General features: G+C 43.8%; 14 protein-coding genes. 7 read left to right on the plus strand and 7 right to left on the minus strand.

Annotation, left to right across the window (positions count from 1 at the left end; all coding sequences use genetic code 11):
* Positions 1–54 precede the first annotated feature (54 nt).
* A complete protein-coding gene (locus AC1XUD_RS02865) occupies positions 55–2,145 on the plus strand; it encodes an alpha-glucuronidase family glycosyl hydrolase (RefSeq protein ID WP_483359472.1) in 2,091 nt (696 codons plus the stop codon).
* An 18-nt stretch (positions 2,146–2,163) separates the two neighbouring features.
* Here AC1XUD_RS02865 and AC1XUD_RS02870 read toward each other — a convergent pair whose 3' ends face one another.
* Together AC1XUD_RS02870 and AC1XUD_RS02875 are read right to left on the minus strand one after the other, a co-directional pair.
* Positions 2,164–3,780 (minus strand): ArnT family glycosyltransferase, encoded by a 1,617-nt coding sequence (locus AC1XUD_RS02870; RefSeq protein WP_483359436.1) that lies wholly within the window; start codon positions 3,778–3,780, stop codon positions 2,164–2,166.
* Positions 3,777–4,961: a CehA/McbA family metallohydrolase domain-containing protein gene (locus AC1XUD_RS02875; RefSeq protein WP_483359437.1), complete on the minus strand. Its 1,185-nt coding sequence runs from the start codon at positions 4,959–4,961 to the stop codon at positions 3,777–3,779. Before AC1XUD_RS02875 ends, AC1XUD_RS02870 begins: the two co-directional genes overlap by 4 nt.
* A gap of 451 nt (positions 4,962–5,412) precedes the next feature.
* Between AC1XUD_RS02875 and AC1XUD_RS02880 the strand changes: the two genes are divergently transcribed.
* From AC1XUD_RS02880 to AC1XUD_RS02900, 5 genes are all read left to right on the plus strand, one after another.
* Positions 5,413–6,162 (plus strand): SDR family NAD(P)-dependent oxidoreductase, encoded by a 750-nt coding sequence (locus tag AC1XUD_RS02880; protein WP_483359438.1) that lies wholly within the window; start codon positions 5,413–5,415, stop codon positions 6,160–6,162.
* 264 nt (positions 6,163–6,426) lie between these two features.
* On the plus strand, positions 6,427–7,272 hold the full coding sequence (locus AC1XUD_RS02885) for a universal stress protein (RefSeq protein ID WP_483359439.1): 846 nt from the start codon (positions 6,427–6,429) through the stop codon (positions 7,270–7,272).
* A gap of 29 nt (positions 7,273–7,301) precedes the next feature.
* Positions 7,302–7,541: a BON domain-containing protein gene (locus tag AC1XUD_RS02890; RefSeq protein WP_483359440.1), complete on the plus strand. Its 240-nt coding sequence runs from the start codon at positions 7,302–7,304 to the stop codon at positions 7,539–7,541.
* On the plus strand, positions 7,531–8,409 hold the full coding sequence (locus AC1XUD_RS02895) for a universal stress protein (protein WP_483359441.1): 879 nt from the start codon (positions 7,531–7,533) through the stop codon (positions 8,407–8,409). The genes AC1XUD_RS02890 and AC1XUD_RS02895 overlap by 11 nt, the downstream gene beginning before the upstream one ends.
* Positions 8,410–8,746: 337 nt before the next feature.
* Positions 8,747–10,792: a tetratricopeptide repeat-containing sensor histidine kinase gene (locus AC1XUD_RS02900; RefSeq protein ID WP_483359442.1), complete on the plus strand. Its 2,046-nt coding sequence runs from the start codon at positions 8,747–8,749 to the stop codon at positions 10,790–10,792.
* Positions 10,793–10,925: 133 nt separating this feature from the next.
* Here the strand turns inward: AC1XUD_RS02900 and AC1XUD_RS02905 are convergent, their stop codons facing one another.
* From AC1XUD_RS02905 to AC1XUD_RS02915, 3 genes are all read right to left on the minus strand, one after another.
* Positions 10,926–11,351 (minus strand): hypothetical protein, encoded by a 426-nt coding sequence (locus AC1XUD_RS02905; protein ID WP_483359443.1) that lies wholly within the window; start codon positions 11,349–11,351, stop codon positions 10,926–10,928.
* Between the two features lie 662 nt (positions 11,352–12,013).
* Positions 12,014–12,190 (minus strand): hypothetical protein, encoded by a 177-nt coding sequence (locus AC1XUD_RS02910; RefSeq protein WP_483359444.1) that lies wholly within the window; start codon positions 12,188–12,190, stop codon positions 12,014–12,016.
* A gap of 132 nt (positions 12,191–12,322) precedes the next feature.
* Entirely contained in the window at positions 12,323–13,306 is a 984-nt protein-coding gene (locus AC1XUD_RS02915; protein ID WP_483359445.1) for a type I glyceraldehyde-3-phosphate dehydrogenase, read from the minus strand.
* Positions 13,307–13,996: 690 nt separating this feature from the next.
* On the opposite strand from AC1XUD_RS02915, the gene AC1XUD_RS02920 reads away from it, so the two are divergent.
* On the plus strand, positions 13,997–14,347 hold the full coding sequence (locus AC1XUD_RS02920; protein WP_483359446.1) for a hypothetical protein: 351 nt from the start codon (positions 13,997–13,999) through the stop codon (positions 14,345–14,347).
* A gap of 106 nt (positions 14,348–14,453) precedes the next feature.
* On the opposite strand, the gene AC1XUD_RS02925 is transcribed toward AC1XUD_RS02920, so the two are convergent.
* Together AC1XUD_RS02925 and AC1XUD_RS02930 are read right to left on the minus strand one after the other, a co-directional pair.
* Positions 14,454–14,945 (minus strand): chaperone modulator CbpM, encoded by a 492-nt coding sequence (locus AC1XUD_RS02925; protein ID WP_483359447.1) that lies wholly within the window; start codon positions 14,943–14,945, stop codon positions 14,454–14,456.
* A 331-nt stretch (positions 14,946–15,276) separates the two neighbouring features.
* A complete protein-coding gene (locus AC1XUD_RS02930; RefSeq protein ID WP_483359448.1) occupies positions 15,277–17,400 on the minus strand; it encodes a cation:proton antiporter in 2,124 nt (707 codons plus the stop codon).

Genomic DNA, 17,400 nt, shown 5'->3' on the forward strand with positions numbered 1-17,400 from the left:
CCAAATAGAAATAGGATGACTAGAATAAACATACTGCTGCTTTTCAGCTATATCATGATCAGCTTCCCTTCCTCGGCAGCTGAGCCATTACCGTTCGAGGGTGATGATGGCTACCGGCTTTGGCTTAAATACGAGCCAGTTACAGATTTGTCTGCTAAGGTTGAGTATTTGAAATACGCAGGGTTTATTGGTAATTCCGGCAAAGGTGAGATCATGCAGAGCGCTGGCCACGAACTGCAGACAGCGCTTAAAAGTCTTTTGGGTAGAAATGTTCCTGTCACAAATTCATTTGGCGGCAAAACCGGCGGTATTGTTTTTCGGCGGGAACCCAATTCCAATGCCACCGGGGAAGAAGGCTACCGGATCCAACTGTTGGGCGGAAATCTTGTTGTCAGTTCAAGATCTGAAAGCGGTATTTTGTATGGAACATTTGCTTTGCTAAGGCACATGCAAATGCAGCGTTCCGTCAAAAATCTGAATCTGACAAGCAGTCCTAAAGTTCGCTACCGAATGCTGAATCATTGGGATAATCCTGATGGGACTATTGAGCGAGGGTATTCCGGTGGCTCACTGTGGAAATGGTACGAACTTCCTGAGCGCGTTGACCCGCGGTATCAGGATTATGCCCGGGCAAATGCATCGCTCGGAATCAATGGTACCGTGCTCAACAATGTGAATGCAAGTGCCAGGTTTATGTCTCAGGAGTATATTGAGAAGGTGGCCGCGGTTGCAAATGTGATGCGGAAGTACGGGATCAAAACCTATTTGTCCGTTTATTTTGCCGCGCCTAAAACGCTGGGCGGACTTCCCACTTCGGATCCACTGGATGCAAAGGTAAGGGAGTGGTGGAAAGAAAAGGTAGCCCAGATCTACAGGGAAATTCCTGATTTTGGTGGCTTTCTAGTGAAAGCCAATTCGGAAGGTGAACCCGGTCCTCAGGACTACGGCCGTACGCATGCCGATGGTGCCAATATGCTTGCAGAAGCGTGCAAGCCTTATGATGGAATCGTTATCTGGCGGGCTTTTGTGTATAAGGCTGATCCAAACGCAGACCGTTTCAAGGCGGCATATGAGGAGTTTGTTCCGCTGGATGGAAAATTTGATCCGAAAGTAATAGTACAGGTAAAAAACGGGCCGATTGATTTTCAACCCCGAGAGCCATTTTCTCCTCTCTTTGGTAATATGCCCAAGACGTCGCTGGGAGTGGAGTTTCAGATTACTCAGGAATATCTTGGCTTTGCCACTCACGCCGTTTACGAAGCACCTATTTTCAAAGAATGTCTGGACGCTGATACCTATGTGAATGGAGAAGGATCCACTGTGGCAAAGGTTGTCGACGGGAGTTTACATGGTTATTCACGAACGCTCATGGCTGGGGTATCCAATACAGGAAGCGATCGAAACTGGACCGGACATCCGCTCGCGCAGGCGAACTGGTATGCATTTGGCCGGTTGAGCTGGGATCATCAGTTAAGCGCTGAGCAGATCGCCAACGAATGGACTGAACTGACTCTAACCCGCAATCAAAGGTCTAAAGGGCATATTGTAAAGATGCTGCTCAGATCGCGTGATATTTATGTCGACTATAACACGCCGCTGGGGTTATCGCGTCCGTGGATGGGTGTTCACTTTGCCCCCGAACCCTGGCAAAATAAAGGCTCGCGTCCTGACTGGACAGCAGTATATTACCACCGGGCAGATTCGGCTGGTCTTGGTTTTGACCGGACCGCTTCGGGAAGCAACGCCCTGATGCAGTACCGGGCTCAGGTGCAAGCGCAATGGAATAACCCCGACAAAACTCCGCTGTCCTATCTTTTATGGTTTCATCATATAGGCTGGGATAAAAAGCTGAGTTCAGGGAGAACACTATGGGATGAACTTTGTACCCGCTTATATACCGGTGCTGATTCGGTGGCCTGGATGCAGCAGCAGTGGGATATGGCGAAGAACAATCTGGATCCTGATATATACGCTAGCGTAGCACAACGTCTGCAGGTGCAGCACCGTGAGGCGATTTGGTGGAGAGATTCCTGGGTGTTGTATTTACAGAGCTTTGCCAAGAAACCAATTCCGGCAGGATTTCAGCCTCCGAAACAAACGTTGGAAGAAGTGAAGAAGTCGGTGGATGTTTATCTGATCAGGTAAAGCTATTTTCTGGTGTTTCTATTGACGAAGTGATCCTTGCAATAAGTGCATATCGGTCAGGCTGCATTTTAACCTGTATATATACCAGTACCTGGCAACCTGCCCGGACCGTTTCTGCGCGATGGAATACGCGGCCTCAATCTTTTTAAACTTCCCTTCATAGATACTGTTTGGGTCCGTAAAATTATCGGAAGATGTGATGAAATATGCATCGTCCCCTTTTTTGATATTTTGCTGTAATTCATTCAGCCATATGAACTTATGTAAGTCATTTAATGGTCCCAAGCCTACAAACTGAATATTGTTTGGGTAGGCGATATAGTAATACAAATGCCCGCCAGGAAACCACTTATGAGTTACCAGCGATGCGTTTTCAGATATTTTCTTGTGTAATATGTCGTTGATACGCAGCCTATTAAATTCTTGGGATAGGTTTTTCCAACCGTTCATATCCAGTGTAAAGTCACCGGTGCCCTTTTTGGCTTCAAGCTGATTGCCAAGAGTCCCCGGGTAAAAGTTAATAAGTACAACTCCAGCCGGGATTACTAAGGATATAAGAATAGCGCCTGATTTGAAAAGCCTGGAATATAATTGCCGGTTTGATTCAAGTTTGAAATCGAGGAAGGCACTTGAAAGTAGAATTAAACTAAGAAATCCTGGCCCGCTCCAGTGAGGGAGTGTGGGCCGAAACAATGAAACAAGAGACGTCGCGAGAATAATTGGAAGGCTCGTCCAGAGTAAGAGTTTAGACACCGACGAATTTACAAACTGTTCGCGCTTTATGATTCCAGCTATTGTCAGGATGAACAAACAAAAGTTAAACGGATTGTTGTAAGCTACCTGACCCAAAACGGCTGAACAAAATGACATAACGTTTATGCCTTTGTTTACCTCAACTCTTTCACTGTGAAAGTGCCAACTGATAAAATGATTGTTAATATTCCAGACTATGACAGGAGATATGATCAACATTGTGAGGGCAATGGCGATGTATATATATCCGTTTTTAAATAGAGATCTCTTATGAAAGAATATGTATCCTATTAGTCCAAACCAAAGAAAAATCCCGTGCACTTTACACATCATGGCAATTCCAATCCAAAGACCGGCCAGCAAAAGCTGCATGCGTTGAGACTCCGGGTCTTCATTCAAAACAGCCTTTGTAATAATATAAAGAGCGCCAAGCCAGAAAACCACCTGAACGGAGTCCGGTATGATAAAGACCCCGGAAATTACGCTGGTATATAAAGACGTATTATAAAGTATTGCGGCAATGAGGCCCGTCCTCTCGTTTTTGATCAGGAGGCCGCACCGGGCAATCAGCCAAGTGTTGAAAGCTGCTCCTGAAATTGCCGGTAAGCGAACGGATAAATCGTTGATCCAATGCAGGTTCAGTGTGAAAATTCGAATAAATATCCCAACTAGTGGTGGATGGTCAAAATGATTCCAATCTGGCTGAACAGCGTAGGTGAAGTAATATACTTCGTCGTTTCCAAGTTCCAGGCAGCACGCGACGATACACCGCACCAGCGTAGTAGCGGTTATCAGCCAAGTCAGATAAATTTGAAATGACCAGCGTTGTTTCTTCGCAGGAAAGTACATTCCCAGTTTGTGATTAGCGGCGTAATTACTCATCTAAGGGGGAGCAGGGTTCTCAGATATCCGCGATTGCGGTTCCCAGGCGTCATTCTCCACAAAAGAAAAATCCATAGGGATAACACGATAAGTCCGACGAGTCTGAAAACAGCCGTTTGAGTTCTGTTTTCGTATACAGTGGTTTCTCTATAACCAGACTGCGGCGTAAAAAAAACGGGGTTCAAATATAAAGTGGTGCCATTGTCATAATGGAAAGTGGCTCGTGCATAATGATCTGAAGGCTTAATACCGAACTTGATTTTTTTAGCATGCTCATATGTAGCGATCATTTTTCCATTTTGTCCGGATATTGTAATCGAAGAAGCCGGCTTGCTGACTTCAATAACAACGGTATCTTGAAAAACCTTAACATAATTTAGCAACGGGATTGCGTAGTGCGCCTGGGTTTTCCCGATGACAACGCCATAACTCTTTCCGGATTTCAGTGCCTTTAAGACCAGATCGCCTTCGTTTCGCGGAACATTGACGAAAGTACACATCTTCCCAAGTCGTTCTTTTTCAGAAATATTATGAATGTCGTCGTTGCCAACAATGAAAACTTTCTTGCCCGCGGATAGCGCAGCATCCCACGCGCTTGTAGATGTGGCTGACGGGTTCAGTACTTCCATACAATCATAATTTGAAAGACTGGCGAAATCTCGTTCAGTATAACCCTGCCTTATTTCGGGATGATTCAAAATTATAACGGCTTTGGGGTCGTACAGGTTTTTGAGTATATGTTGCTTGTTATGAAATGTTTGTGGGAAAAGGTAGTCGAGCCATACCACTTTATTGCTTCCAAGTACAAGTTGGTGCGTTTTACTGACATTGTAACCATGTTCATAAGCGGCTATATAACCCTTTTCTTGCGCATTAGTCGAATCAATATAATGGTAGTTGGAAACGCAGTGAATTCCGTAACTGAGGCTCCTGTATGCTTTATGAATGGTCGACGCGTGATCATGCCCGTTGGTAATCCCGTTCCATGCTTTTGCATGAGCATGAAAATTACATTTCACCCAATTTTCTGAATTTAATGAGTCGTAGGGATTGAATAGTCTTGTTCCTTCGAAAGGTGTAGGGTCGTCTTCATAGAAATGCGCGCAAAAAAAGTACTGTGAGACCACAAGCCAGAGAAGCCATGTGACAAAAGATAGCATTACAATACGGAGTATTTTCATAGTGCTTCAAATTTGGGAGTACCATGTTAATTCATGATTAGCGAATTAAAAACATATTGTTTTTTAGGCAGGACTGTTAATCTTGCTGCTGTCTTTAGTAATTGGCCTGGCGGACTGAAGACTGGACTTCTTCTGAAAAATGGGCAATATATTATCTTTCTTGCTATACGGCCCTCCATTCGAAATGCCTAACCGTCAGCGAGCAGGGTTTGTAACAACCCGGAATTTTATTTTCAAATGCAATAACTACCATATTGGTTGTTTTTGTGAGTTATCAGGATTTTGGCAAAAAAATTTCGGTGATAGTCAAGCCTTAACTTAAAGCTTGTTGCCCGAAGTATTTCAGATTTTCGTAAGTGAATCAATCATTTAAAGTAGTGATTGAAATCATTTCTGGAACTGTATTTTAAGGAGACATTACATCCATATTTAGACAATAAATTTGGATAATATGAGACTATTAGAAAACCAGGTCGCCCTTGTTACCGGCGCAGGATCAGGGATAGGGCGAAGTGTTGCATTGATCTATGCAAAAGAGGGCGCTAAAGTTGTTGTATCCGATATAAATTCGGCGGAAGGGGAAGAGACCGTTCGATTAATTATCGACAACGGAGGCGATGCTTTTTTTGTAAAAACAGATGTTTCCTCGGCTGAACAAAATGAAGCTTTGGTTTGGGCAACTATCGAGAAGTACGGCAATTTGCATATTGCTTGTAATAATGCGGGAATAGGCGGAGCGGCATCACCGACAGGTATGTATCCGACTGAAGAGTGGGATCGTGTGATTGCAGTAAATCTTTCCGGTGTGTTTTATGGTATGAGATACCAGATCCCGGCGATGCTCAAAGCTGGTGGCGGAGTCATTGTGAATATGGCATCCATCCTGGGTAGTGTGGGATTTGCCAATAGCCCCGCATATGTAGCAGCAAAACATGGTGTGGTGGGCCTTACCAAGAATATTGCCTTAGAGTACGCGGCTCAGGGAATCAGGGCCAATGCTGTCGGACCTGCTTTCATAAAAACGCCATTGCTTGACAATCTTGATGAGGCCACCATCGATTGGTTGGTAACAAAACATCCTATGGGAAGACTGGGCGAATCCGATGAAGTGGCTGAACTGGTGCTGTGGCTGAGTAGCCCGAAAGCATCCTTTGTCACTGGGAGCTATTATGCTGTAGATGGTGGATATTTATCGCAATAGATTTTCGGGATATCGTCCATTCAATGCGAACGATGATATTCTGCAATTCACTGTCTCGATTAGAGTTGAACATGGTGGATAAGAAATACTATTGAGCGTGTTGATTATTAGCCTGTGCGATTCGACTTACAATTGCGTATCAGATGAGCGAAATCATATTTTCCGAAGATTACCGTCAGATCAATTGGCAGTAAATCACACTACCTTTAATAAGCCTTTAAGGTAAAGGCGGGAGTGTTGTGAAATACTGTAAACATTTGAGTTATGAGAAAGATACTTGTTCCATGTGACTTTTCTGCTACATCAACTTACGCGTATAAATTTGCAATAGAACTCGCGGACATGAACGATGGAGAGGTGGTAGTAGTAAAGGCAATTGATCTTCCGAACATATATGGCAATGGAATGCCCGGACAACCATATGCCTATGTGGACCCGGCTTCCATTATCGAAGAGTGGAAGCAAGAGTCGGAAAAGGAGTTTAACGCAATGAGAAAAAACGCTGGCAGTGCATTTGCCAATGTAAGCTTCCGGATCGAAACGGGTCATATGAAAGACGCCATTCTTAAACTGATCGAAACAGAGAAAATCGATTTGGTGGTTATGGGTACTAAAGGTGCGACCGGGGTGCGGGAGTTTTTTATTGGATCCAATACCGAGAAGATTGTTCGGGTATCACCTGTTCCGGTATTTGCGATTCACAAACCATTGCATGTTCGGAATATCAAAAATATCATCTTCCCGACGACGCTGGATTTGACGCAGAATGCCCTTCTCGAAAAGATCAAAGAACTGCAGCGCGTTTTCAACGCTGTCATTCATGTTCTGAATGTCAATGTTTATATGGAGAGCCTGACTTCCGATGAGGAGATGAGGACGAGTATGGAAAACTATGTCAAATTTTATGGTCTTGCAAATTACAAAGTTCATGTAAGCAACTCGCCCAATGTGGAGGAAGGAATTGCGAAGTGTGCTGCCCGGATACCCCGATCCATAATAGCGATGGCTACGCATGGAAACCAGGGAATAACTCACTTATTAACGGGCAGTGTGGCAGAAGATGTTGTCAATCATGTTGACGAACCGGTATGGACTTACACGCTGAACTAGAGCTCGTGAACTTTATTCCAATCAGATATATGGGAACTTGTTTTTCCGACCAGGCACTTGCAGAGTATATCAGCAATCTGCTGCAAAACGATGTTCATACCAGTGGTCAGGATATTCACATATCAGTCAATAGTGGCTGGGTTTTTCTTGAAGGTCATGTTGGTTATGAGAGCGACCGCAGCCTGGTGCAATCATGTGTTGAAAATGTATTTGGCGTAAGTCGTGTTATCAATAATCTAACTTTTCCAAGAGTGTTTCATGCAAATTGATCAAAAAGCCAGTGAGGTGGTCGGAAATTCGTGTATTTTGGTTCCGTGCGACTTTTCGCCAGTGTCACTGGCTGGGCTGAAGTTTGCAGCAGAGCTTTCTGAAAGGTGGTCATTGCCTTTGGTATGCGTGAGCATTATCGAAACAAATCAGCAGTCGATTGACAATTTCAAAGGGGAAATTCTAAGAAAACAGTTCGATGATTTTGTGACGAACTTGCCTAAACGGTTAGAAATAAGCCAGTTAATTGACGAGGGTAGATTTTTGCCGAACTTCCTCCGGCAAATCGAAAAGGAAAAACCATGCATGGTGATTCTGGGAACAAGTGGTTCAAGGGGGTGGGATGGGTCATTTATGGGCTCTCACGCCGAGAAGTTGGTCAGGACATCGCCTGTGCCTGTCCTGGCAGTTCACGCTCAGACTAATGTTGGTGGTATTCACAATATTGTAATGCCATTCAGCACGGAATTTAATCCGGAAGACCTCATGCCGTTTGCTCAAAATCTACAGAAATTGTTTCATGCTCATCTGCATTTGCTGCACGTTAGCAAAGGGAAAACGGATTCGGACGGGCAACTAATGACTGAGTGGGCCAGTTATGCAACAAGGCTGTGTTTTAGACATTGTAGCCTAAATATCGTATACTCCTCCAATGAAGCTGACGGTATTCTTCGGTTCGCTTCGCAAGTGGGCGCAGATTTAATTGCTATGCCGACGCATGGCAAAAAAAGCCTCGAAAAAATGTATGGTCCCAGTATCGCGGCGGATGTGGTAAACCATAGCCGCGTCGCAACCTTCACTTTTTCCGTCGAGCATCTCTCTGATCAGAATGTTTGTCTGCTACACGGAAAGTTAATATCAGTCGATTAGTCTGTTGGTGCCGTTTTAGTGATTATTAAAGCTGCGACACCTGGGATTGAGTCAATCCAAACAGCACTGAGAAATCCACCTTAGAATTTTAGGCGCCATTGAAAGAATTTGAAACCGCCATTTTCTTATCCTTCAAAATGCTGAAACGTATATAGATGTAAGTGAATTTTGTCAAAGTGTTGAAACACTGCTCGATTCCTTGAAATGACCATCTTTTTTAAATTGTACGCCGATGGTAACTTACGATACATGAATGAGTTGTAAGTGAGCGATCGAACTATTTTCATAAATTTGCTGGCCATTTTGAAATATATCTATCAGATTTACTCAGCGATTAATGATTAAGACTTTCACTCAACTACTTATATTTTTATCACTTTTTCAAATTGCATGTAAGGATTCGGGACCAAAAAATCAGGATCATGTTTCCTGGGCGGACACGGTTGCGGAGCGTACTCTCAATATAATGTCGGGTGCAGAACCGGCCAGATCAATATCCTACCTTGATTCTTCTTATGCAGCAGGCCCACCTCCCGGGATCGGGGACCTTTGGAAGAAGTATCAGGTCAAGGTTAGCTATTATACTTTTTATGATCGGGACTTGAATCAAAGGCATGTTTATGTTGACAGTATGCTAACTGTACTGAAAAATTTCAACTCCAAATACAAATATCAGTACGCAAATACGCTCTTTGAACTGGCTGGTCTTCTACAGGATGAGAAAAAATACAACCGGGCTTTCCAGGTTTATTTTCAGGGCAGGAATTTTGCAAAAGGTAATGTCGACAATTGCAGTATGAGTGAATTTAGTAATGCACTTGGCATAATTCGTTATCGGCAAGAGCATTTTAAGGAGGCAATTCCTTTTTTTAAGGAGGCGTTACAAGAAATACAATTATGTAAAAGGCCGACGTTTCAATACGAGTTCATTCAGCCGCAAAGTGTCCTAAATTCTATTGCCCTTTGCTTTGAACGGTCTGGCGAGCCGGATTCTGCAGTTCACTACTACCATGAGGCTCTGCGTTTTATCAGTTCAGCAGGTAGCAAATATCCGGTCAAAAAAGATTTTGTTACGACGGCAAGAGCTGTGGTCGAGGGCAATTTGGGGGGAGTATATGCAAAAATCCGTCAGTTTCAGGAGGCGGAGAAACATTTGCTGATCAATATAGAGCTTAATGACAGGCCTGGGTTCAGTATCGAAGACTCCCAAACGGCAAAGATAAAGTTGGCTGAGCTATATATCGGCTTTAAGCTCCATGACCGGGCAAAACTGCTTTTAGATCAGTTGGAACAGGATCTCAATTCAGGGAGAGGCAAGAGCTCTTCTCATGAAGAGATCAGAGAAAAGTGGTATATGCTGAAATCTGCATACTACGACGGAACCGGAAATATCGTCAAGGCGTACCAGTTTTCGACAAAATACCATGCCTTTAAAGATTCTCTGGATCGAATCCAAAACGAGTTAAAAAAGGTCGATTTAGACCAGGTGCTTAACGAACAGGAGCAAAAATATAAGGTTTCTCTCCTTGAAAAAGAGAATGAGCTCAAGAGCAATTCCATGGTCGCTCTATCGGTATTGCTGGGCATGTCATTAATATTTGGTTTAGTGATTTGGTACTTTTACGCGCGTTCTCGTAAGCATGTAAAAAATCTGCAAGCACTTAATAATCAAATGCAGCAGGCATTGGCGGCCTTGGAAAATAGTCAGCGCGAAAATGCCCGTCTGATGAAGATAGTTGCGCATGATTTGCGTAATCCAATAGGTGCTATTTCTTCGGTTGCTGATATTATGTTACAAGATTCATACCGGTCTGAGGAGGATAGCGAATTTTTAAGAATGATCAGAGATTCCGGTACAAATTCGTTGGGCCTAATCAGCAATCTTCTATACATGGATACCGGTTTTGAGATGGGTTTAAGAAAGGAGAATGTCGAATTCTCGGAGTTGGTCAAATATTGCGCCGACATGCTTGTCAGCAAAGCACTCGATAAGCAGCAACAGATCCATTTAAACCTGATGCCGGTGGTGTTGCAGCTCGACTACGAAAAAATGTGGAGGGTAATTAGTAATCTGATTTCTAACGCGATAAAGTTCAGCCCGATCGGTAAAAATATCTACATCGGAATGGCTGTAGAGGATACAGTTGTCCTTTTAACAATTAGCGATGAAGGGATCGGTATTTCGGAGGAATTGGGAGACAAAATTTTTGATCCGTTCACAGATGCAAAAAGAAAAGGTACACTCGGGGAAGAATCTTTTGGCCTGGGTCTTTCAATCACAAAACAGATTGTTGAGGCCCACAAAGGTGGAATATCTTTCCTGAGTACGCCGGGGAAGGGAACCGAGTTTATGATCAGGATTCCCAGAGGCACTGCTGAATAGCAACTCATTGGGCAGGCTAACCGAATACTTCAGACCACCTTTAAATGTGAATATCAATCAACCTACAAGGTCCTCCCGAGAAATGGAGATACCTTGTGGCGATACGATGCGGAAAATTATAAAGACTGAGACTTTATCTTGTTTTGAGTACCACCTGCCCGTCCGGGTAGTTAATATCCGCCTTGTTTTCGGCAGTGATGAAGAAGCTTTCAGGCTTAAAGGGTGTTGCTGTATTAAGTTCGCTTTTGAGTGTTTTTGAAAAAAGTCCGGTTGAATTTTTTAGCTGCCCGAGATTTTTAGTTCCATTTCCTGAAGTATTTGCCCATAGCACATATGTATCGCGAGATTCTACCAATTTGTCCGCCGGGGCAAGATTTCGAAGCGTTAATTTAACGCCATAATTGTCGTTTCTATCTTTTTTTACCTTGATTGATCCTTCTGCAGCCGGCACGATCGCTGACTCGTTAAATACATATTTTTTACTACAGGAAGTAAAAAGGAGCATCGTCACAAATAGTATAGAAAAGCTTCCTAAAATAGGAGGGGCTGAATTTGTCATTTTATCGTATTGAAAAGTAGCGTAATCTTTTTTTATGCAGTGCCAACCAGCACTAACTCATTACAACAAATTTTGTGCCAAGATGCCTTTTTTTAGGTTGTTTGATCTTTAACAGGATAGGAGGCGTACAATGGTGAAGTAAAATAAATCCAGTTTTTAAGACCGCAGTGGTTGAGTCTGAAAGTTTTATGGAGGTTTGAAATGATCGATTGTGTTACCGGCCCTATCTCATCCGGATGAAAGAATAAGTCAAGGAAACCACGACTGCCTAACCGACCTGTTCATTTTGCATACCACAGCTGGGGTTTGTCTACCGAAAGAACCAGAACGAAAGGTTGAGGGTATGAAGAAGGGAAGTGGAAATTTTGGGCAGCGGGAGTTCAGATTTGGTTGGCGGTACCTGGAATGAATCCGTTGACTACACAATCACACTATATACCGAGGTATCAAAAAAGTCCCGGGATAGACTCCATGAACTTTGTAGCTTTCTCCCTTATTGTCCGTAAAGCTTTGCCGCAACATTGAAACAGCCATTTCCAACTATCGAATGTATCGGTCTTGGGACTTGTTAACTCTTTCTAAATCGGCTGGGCTGTATCTCGGTGCAGTGTGCTACGGGCAGTTCCAGTCAAGCGTTTGATATTGAATGGCATGGCTCCGGCTCAACTTGCTCCAAGTTTGAGCAATTCGACAATTTCCGCTTCGGCATAGATCTCAACAAAAACCTTCGCCTCGCCGCGGTGATGGACAAAAGGGAATGCATTTTTACCAAACGAGGGAATATAAGTTGTCCATTTCGCCGATGTACCGCGTTTCAACTGCAGCCGGACCTTCGACATAGCTGTGTGATGAACTTTTCATAAGCGCCCCGACTACCCATTCCTTTCTGGCTGGGCTATATATCATAAGGAAATGCCAACTCTGAATAGTTCATTGGAATAGATGTTAAGGGCGGCCATCGCCACCCTATATTAAATAGACTGGATTTGTCTAATCATCTGGTTCGTAAAGCCCCATTCGTTGTCATACCAGGCCATTATCTTCACCAGGTCGCCGTCTACCACGCGTGTCATTTCCAGATCGACCGTTGCTGCAAAAGGATTTTTAATAATGTCGCTCGATACAAGCGGTTCGTCTGTGACGGATACCACTTTTTCATATCTCGGCGTGGCCGATTCTTCTATGAGTATCTGGTTAATTTCCTCGACAGTCGTGGGGCGTTCCGCAATGAAAGTCACATCCGAAATGGATCCAACTGGCACCGGTACCCGCACTGCAATCCCGTCAAACTTACCAGCAAATTGTGGCAATGCCTTAGTAGTGGCTACCGCTGCCCCGGTAGCCGCCGGCGCAAGGTTGATTGCCGCCGCCCTACCCATGCGTGGTTCACGTTTGGAGGGAGCATCTACCAACGTTTGAGAAGCAGTGTAAGCATGGATCGTGTTTAGGATAGCCTTTTTAATGCCAAGCCGGCGACCCAATATCTCGATGATCGGACTGATGTTATTGGTTGTGCAGCTTGCGCAAGAAAATATTGCCACTTTGCCGTCTTCAGTATTTACACCATGTACGATGGTTGGCGTATCCTTCGTCGGGCCCGAGATTACTACAAACTTAGCTCCTGCGGCAAGATGCCTTTCAGCCGCGGCCTGGCTTGTGAAGATACCGGTACTTTCAATTACCACATCCGCTTCAAGTGCTTTCCAGGGCAGGTTTTCAATTTCCTTGATGCTTGTATATTTAACTCGTTTGCCATCAATAACCAAAGTATCGCCTTCCACTTCAATGTTCTTTTCGTATTTGCCGTAGTTACTGTCATATTTGAGCAGATAGGCGGCGTTTTCGATGCTCAACAGGTCGTTAACGCCGACCAGTTCCAGGTCGCTGGTTTCGAAGATTACTTTGAGCGCAGCGCGTCCGATGCGGCCAAAACCATTGATTACGATCTTTTTCATAAAGGTTTTTTAGTTAAAAACTTAGTTGTCCGGGCGTGAAATAACAATACAGAATTATAAATTAAAATTACACCTTTTGACCAATAATAGGCCATGGCTTTTTACTCTTTTGGTAGGTCTCAGTTGAAGTTATGCCAGCTGGGCTTCGCCGTATTGCAGCAATAAATTCAAACCGTCCATGCCGATGGCATCCCGTTAGACCAGCTTTTTTTATAGTAATAACTTTTTACAATTTGGAAGGAAGGTTTTTGTAGAATGGCACATCCATTAAGGATGAGCGAACTCGAAAGATTGATCCTGAAAGCGGTACCCTGAACGCACGCTGTAGTTTGCTCTCTCCAAAAAGACAAAGGCATTGAATGTGGAAATGTTCGCTTTGTAGAGAAGTCACGGTAATAAGTCACATTTGACAGATTTTTCAGGTTGTTCGAAGCTGGATGGCCTTACCCCATTTACGGAAAGAATATCCGCATATACTTTTTCCCAATCGATATATTCTTTTAAAACATGATGGTGGCATCCTGAGGCATGTTACAAATTGATAGGACGAGATGGCATGATCTTTAATGAGAATGCCCTACAGAGTGATGATTCCTTCCCCATCACTTCCGGATCAAGCCAGTGTGACTGTCTTGGACGGATTATAGCGTATATACATATGAGTTTCATTAGAAAAAAAGTTCGACCAACATGAAAGGCCTTGCTGATACCACCGAATTATTGGAAACCACTATCAGTACACTGATGGGCAATGAAGAATCCACAACTGCGAAGGCTGGGGTAGCTATAATCGATCAATGGATTGCTCTCCTTTCTGAAAGCGAGAATACCCAACCAGTCGCTCAGGAGTTGCAAAAACTGAAAGTATTGATTGAGGCCAATCCTGCAGATTCGTCGGATGTGTATGCTCAAATGGGTATACTGGCCTCAAAAGTTCTGCTCATCGCACCGGATATTGGTGCGGAAGGGGAGATGCCGTCGTTGCTTTCAGCGTTAGCAGCTGCCTTAAGGCCCGGGATCGGTAACCTTGAAAAAGAATGAAAGTCGTTTAGCGCTTCGACATCCTTCCACGAGGTTTTACTTATTCCAAAGTACTTCATTATGAGCACAATAGTGCTGAGTAAACACGCGATTTTAGGTATAGCGTTTAGTTAGATCTGTATCTCTTTGCCCGTAATATTTGCAAACGATGAGGCACCTCTATAGTTCTCACGTCGTCGGGTGGAATGATGCCCTTCTGAATCCATTCGCTTACGGTCTCTGGAGTAGAAATACCAAATCGTCGACAATATTCTTCAACCGTGACCCAAGGTGTGTTGTCGATTACGTGGCCCTTCTGACGTAAGAAATTAACGGCTTCTTCAATAATACTCTGTGAAGATGCAATGCTGCTCTTCACCCTGCCTTTGCTCCCTTGTTTGGTTCGTTCGTGTTGGAGCCATTCAATTTCATATTCTCCACGTAGCTCATCTGGCACTTCGCCTGTTTTACTTTTTTGTTTCAAAACTTCAATACGATTTAACACAAGACTTTTTACTTCTTCGACTGAGGTGCCGGTCACGTGCAGTCCATGCAGGTGACTTGAATAGGCGGCATAGAGGGTTTTGCCTTTGTCGATGATGACAATTATTTTTTTCATTTTTCGAATAAATCAAAAATTGTGCCTTGCGCATATTCATTTTTTATCCCTCCGATTTAGATTGGAAGTATTCAAATTTGGTCCAAACGGTGAAGTATTCAGGCACAAGACAGCGAGGTTCCTGTCTCAATTGTTAGATATCCAAAAGTGTGACCTGAGAGTGTCTTCCGGGCACTGGGATTCTGGGAATTTAGTGCCCTATACCGGGATGTGATCTCCGGTAATTAGTCAAAGGGAGCATCATTTTCTGCAATACCCTGACCATCGGGATAGTTGGTACCAGCTATCTTTTTCTTGATCTGATTCTTTTATAAACGTTCGAGGAGGGCTGTTATGAAAAAATTTTGCTGATCATTTGCCCTATCTCAGCAAAGTCATCATGATTGCTTACCGAGCGCTTTTCTTTTTGATCTAGTATCTTCTCACTGGAAGGATAGATTAAGAGAAAATTGTTTTCCTTGATATGTTGATTTAGAAAATCTGTGATAAAGCTCATTTGGTTGAAATATGAAATCATTCCACGTTTTGCCATAAACACAATCAAACCTTCATCGTTGGATAGTTGCGTGGCAGCGAACTCACCTTCTTTCCAGTCCCTTATGCTGTGCAGGGAGATTTCAATACTCGACTTGCTGATAACTCTTTGCAGGATATTGATAATGGAATCGTCTGCATAGAAACTCATTTCAGCTCCTGAATTTTTGGCAATATTCCATACCCTGAGTAGCGCACTAAAAAATCCTGCTTCCTGTTGCGCTTTCTGAGGAATTAAAACAAGGTACCGCTTAACGGTTGAAATAGGCTGCGATGCATGGTAGATCAGTGTATTGATATTATTATTCTGCAGGTAACCATTGTGTAAATTATGAACGAATGACGGGGTGAATCCCTTTTCTGGCTGTAAACCAATAATAAGGTCGGTGATGAGCTGCTCTTTAATGACGTTACTGATTCCGGTTGCAACGTCATGGTCGTATCGCGTCACCGGGAGAATTTCTACGTCAGCAGCTACACCAGTCTCAACGGCAATATGAAGTGTTTTCTTTGCATTTTTGACGGAGGATTCATTCTTTTCATCATTAATGATATTTAATGCAATGAGCTTGTCTTCTTCTCGATGGGCCCTGATCAGCAAACTCAGATTGACCAATTTCTCAACTGTCTGTTCATAATTGACTGCCAGAAGTATATTTTCCGTTTCAGGGTTGATACCGGATGCCGTATCTTCTCTTTCTACTTCTGCTACACGCTGCGCACTTGACATCGATACGAAGGAAGAGATGGTACACGAAATCAGAATCAGCAGGATACTGCCGTTCAGCACATGTTCGCTGAGTAGCCGGATCGGTTCGCCGGTGGCTGTTTCAGATACAATAATGTTGTAGGCCACCATTACCGAGGCAAGGGTGGCTGCTGCCGATCCCGAGCTTAATCCGAAGATCAGCATGCCTTCATCTTTTGATAGCCTGAAGGTTTTTTGAGTTGCAATTGCTCCCAGGTATTTGCCACCAATGGAAGCAACGACCATAATGGCAGCGACTACTAAGGTTTCGGTGCTTTTTACAAATACCTTAAAGTCGATCAGCATGCCGACGCTAATCAGGAAGAATGGAATGAAAATAGCATTTCCGACAAATTCAACGCGGTTCATCATCGCCGAGGTGTGCGGGATCAGTTTGTTCAAGGCCAGTCCGGCAAAAAAAGCGCCGATAATTGCTTCAATGCCCGCAAGTTCGGCCAGAACAGCGGCCAGGTAGATCATGACGAGTATGAATATATATTGAGAAATCTTATCGTCAACCCTTTTGAAAAACCATCTGCTGATGACTGGAAAAACCAGAAGGACAGTCAATGCGAAGGCAATCATCGATAGGCTCAGGCGTGTCCAGAAAGCGCCGTTGACTTCGCCCTGCGTCATCCCAACCACAACAGCCAATACCAGAAGAGAAAGGACATCCGTAAGCATTGTGCCACCCACCGTGATATTAACCGACAGATTTTTCGCTATGCCCAATTTGCTGACAAGGGGATATGCAATAAGCGTATGGGAAGAGAATAAACTCGCAAAAAGAATTGAGGTCAGCATGGAGAAATTCAGGAGATAAAAACCGCCCAAAAAGCCCAGTATAAACGGAAATGCAAAGGTGTATAATGTGAAGGTTATGCTTTTCCACTTGTTCTTTTTGAAATCCCCTAAATCAATTTCAAGCCCGGCCAAAAACATAATATACAATAGTCCGGTGGTGCCAGTGACCACCACACTGCTGTCCCGGGCGAGCAGGTTTAAACCATTCGGTCCAACCACCGCTCCGGCAATCAAGAGACCGAGCAGATGTGGTACTTTTATTTTGTTGAGTAAAAGTGGCGCGCTTAAAATAATGATGAGTTCAAGCAGGAATTTCAATACCGGATCCTCGATCGGTAAACTGCCGGTATGGATGTTGAGCAATGGCAT

This window comes from Dyadobacter sp. HNCC25DJ184, from assembly GCF_056895215.1.

Excerpts from the sequence above, each read along its gene's own strand:
- AC1XUD_RS02865 (WP_483359472.1), top strand. The coding sequence starts at position 55 with ATGATCAGCTTCCCTTCCTCGGCAGCTGAGCCATTACCGTTCGAGGGT.
- AC1XUD_RS02915 (WP_483359445.1), bottom strand. The coding sequence starts at position 13,306 with ATGAAAAAGATCGTAATCAATGGTTTTGGCCGCATCGGACGCGCTGCG.
- AC1XUD_RS02880 (WP_483359438.1), top strand. The coding sequence starts at position 5,413 with ATGAGACTATTAGAAAACCAGGTCGCCCTTGTTACCGGCGCAGGATCA.
- AC1XUD_RS02910 (WP_483359444.1), bottom strand. The coding sequence starts at position 12,190 with ATGTCGAAGGTCCGGCTGCAGTTGAAACGCGGTACATCGGCGAAATGG.
- AC1XUD_RS02925 (WP_483359447.1), bottom strand. The coding sequence starts at position 14,945 with ATGAAAAAAATAATTGTCATCATCGACAAAGGCAAAACCCTCTATGCC.
- AC1XUD_RS02890 (WP_483359440.1), top strand. The coding sequence starts at position 7,302 with ATGGGAACTTGTTTTTCCGACCAGGCACTTGCAGAGTATATCAGCAAT.
- AC1XUD_RS02895 (WP_483359441.1), top strand. The coding sequence starts at position 7,531 with ATGCAAATTGATCAAAAAGCCAGTGAGGTGGTCGGAAATTCGTGTATT.
- AC1XUD_RS02920 (WP_483359446.1), top strand. The coding sequence starts at position 13,997 with ATGAAAGGCCTTGCTGATACCACCGAATTATTGGAAACCACTATCAGT.
- AC1XUD_RS02875 (WP_483359437.1), bottom strand. The coding sequence starts at position 4,961 with ATGAAAATACTCCGTATTGTAATGCTATCTTTTGTCACATGGCTTCTC.
- AC1XUD_RS02870 (WP_483359436.1), bottom strand. The coding sequence starts at position 3,780 with ATGAGTAATTACGCCGCTAATCACAAACTGGGAATGTACTTTCCTGCG.
- AC1XUD_RS02885 (WP_483359439.1), top strand. The coding sequence starts at position 6,427 with ATGAGAAAGATACTTGTTCCATGTGACTTTTCTGCTACATCAACTTAC.
- AC1XUD_RS02900 (WP_483359442.1), top strand. The coding sequence starts at position 8,747 with ATGATTAAGACTTTCACTCAACTACTTATATTTTTATCACTTTTTCAA.
- AC1XUD_RS02930 (WP_483359448.1), bottom strand. The coding sequence starts at position 17,400 with ATGCCATTGCTCAACATCCATACCGGCAGTTTACCGATCGAGGATCCG.
- AC1XUD_RS02905 (WP_483359443.1), bottom strand. The coding sequence starts at position 11,351 with ATGACAAATTCAGCCCCTCCTATTTTAGGAAGCTTTTCTATACTATTT.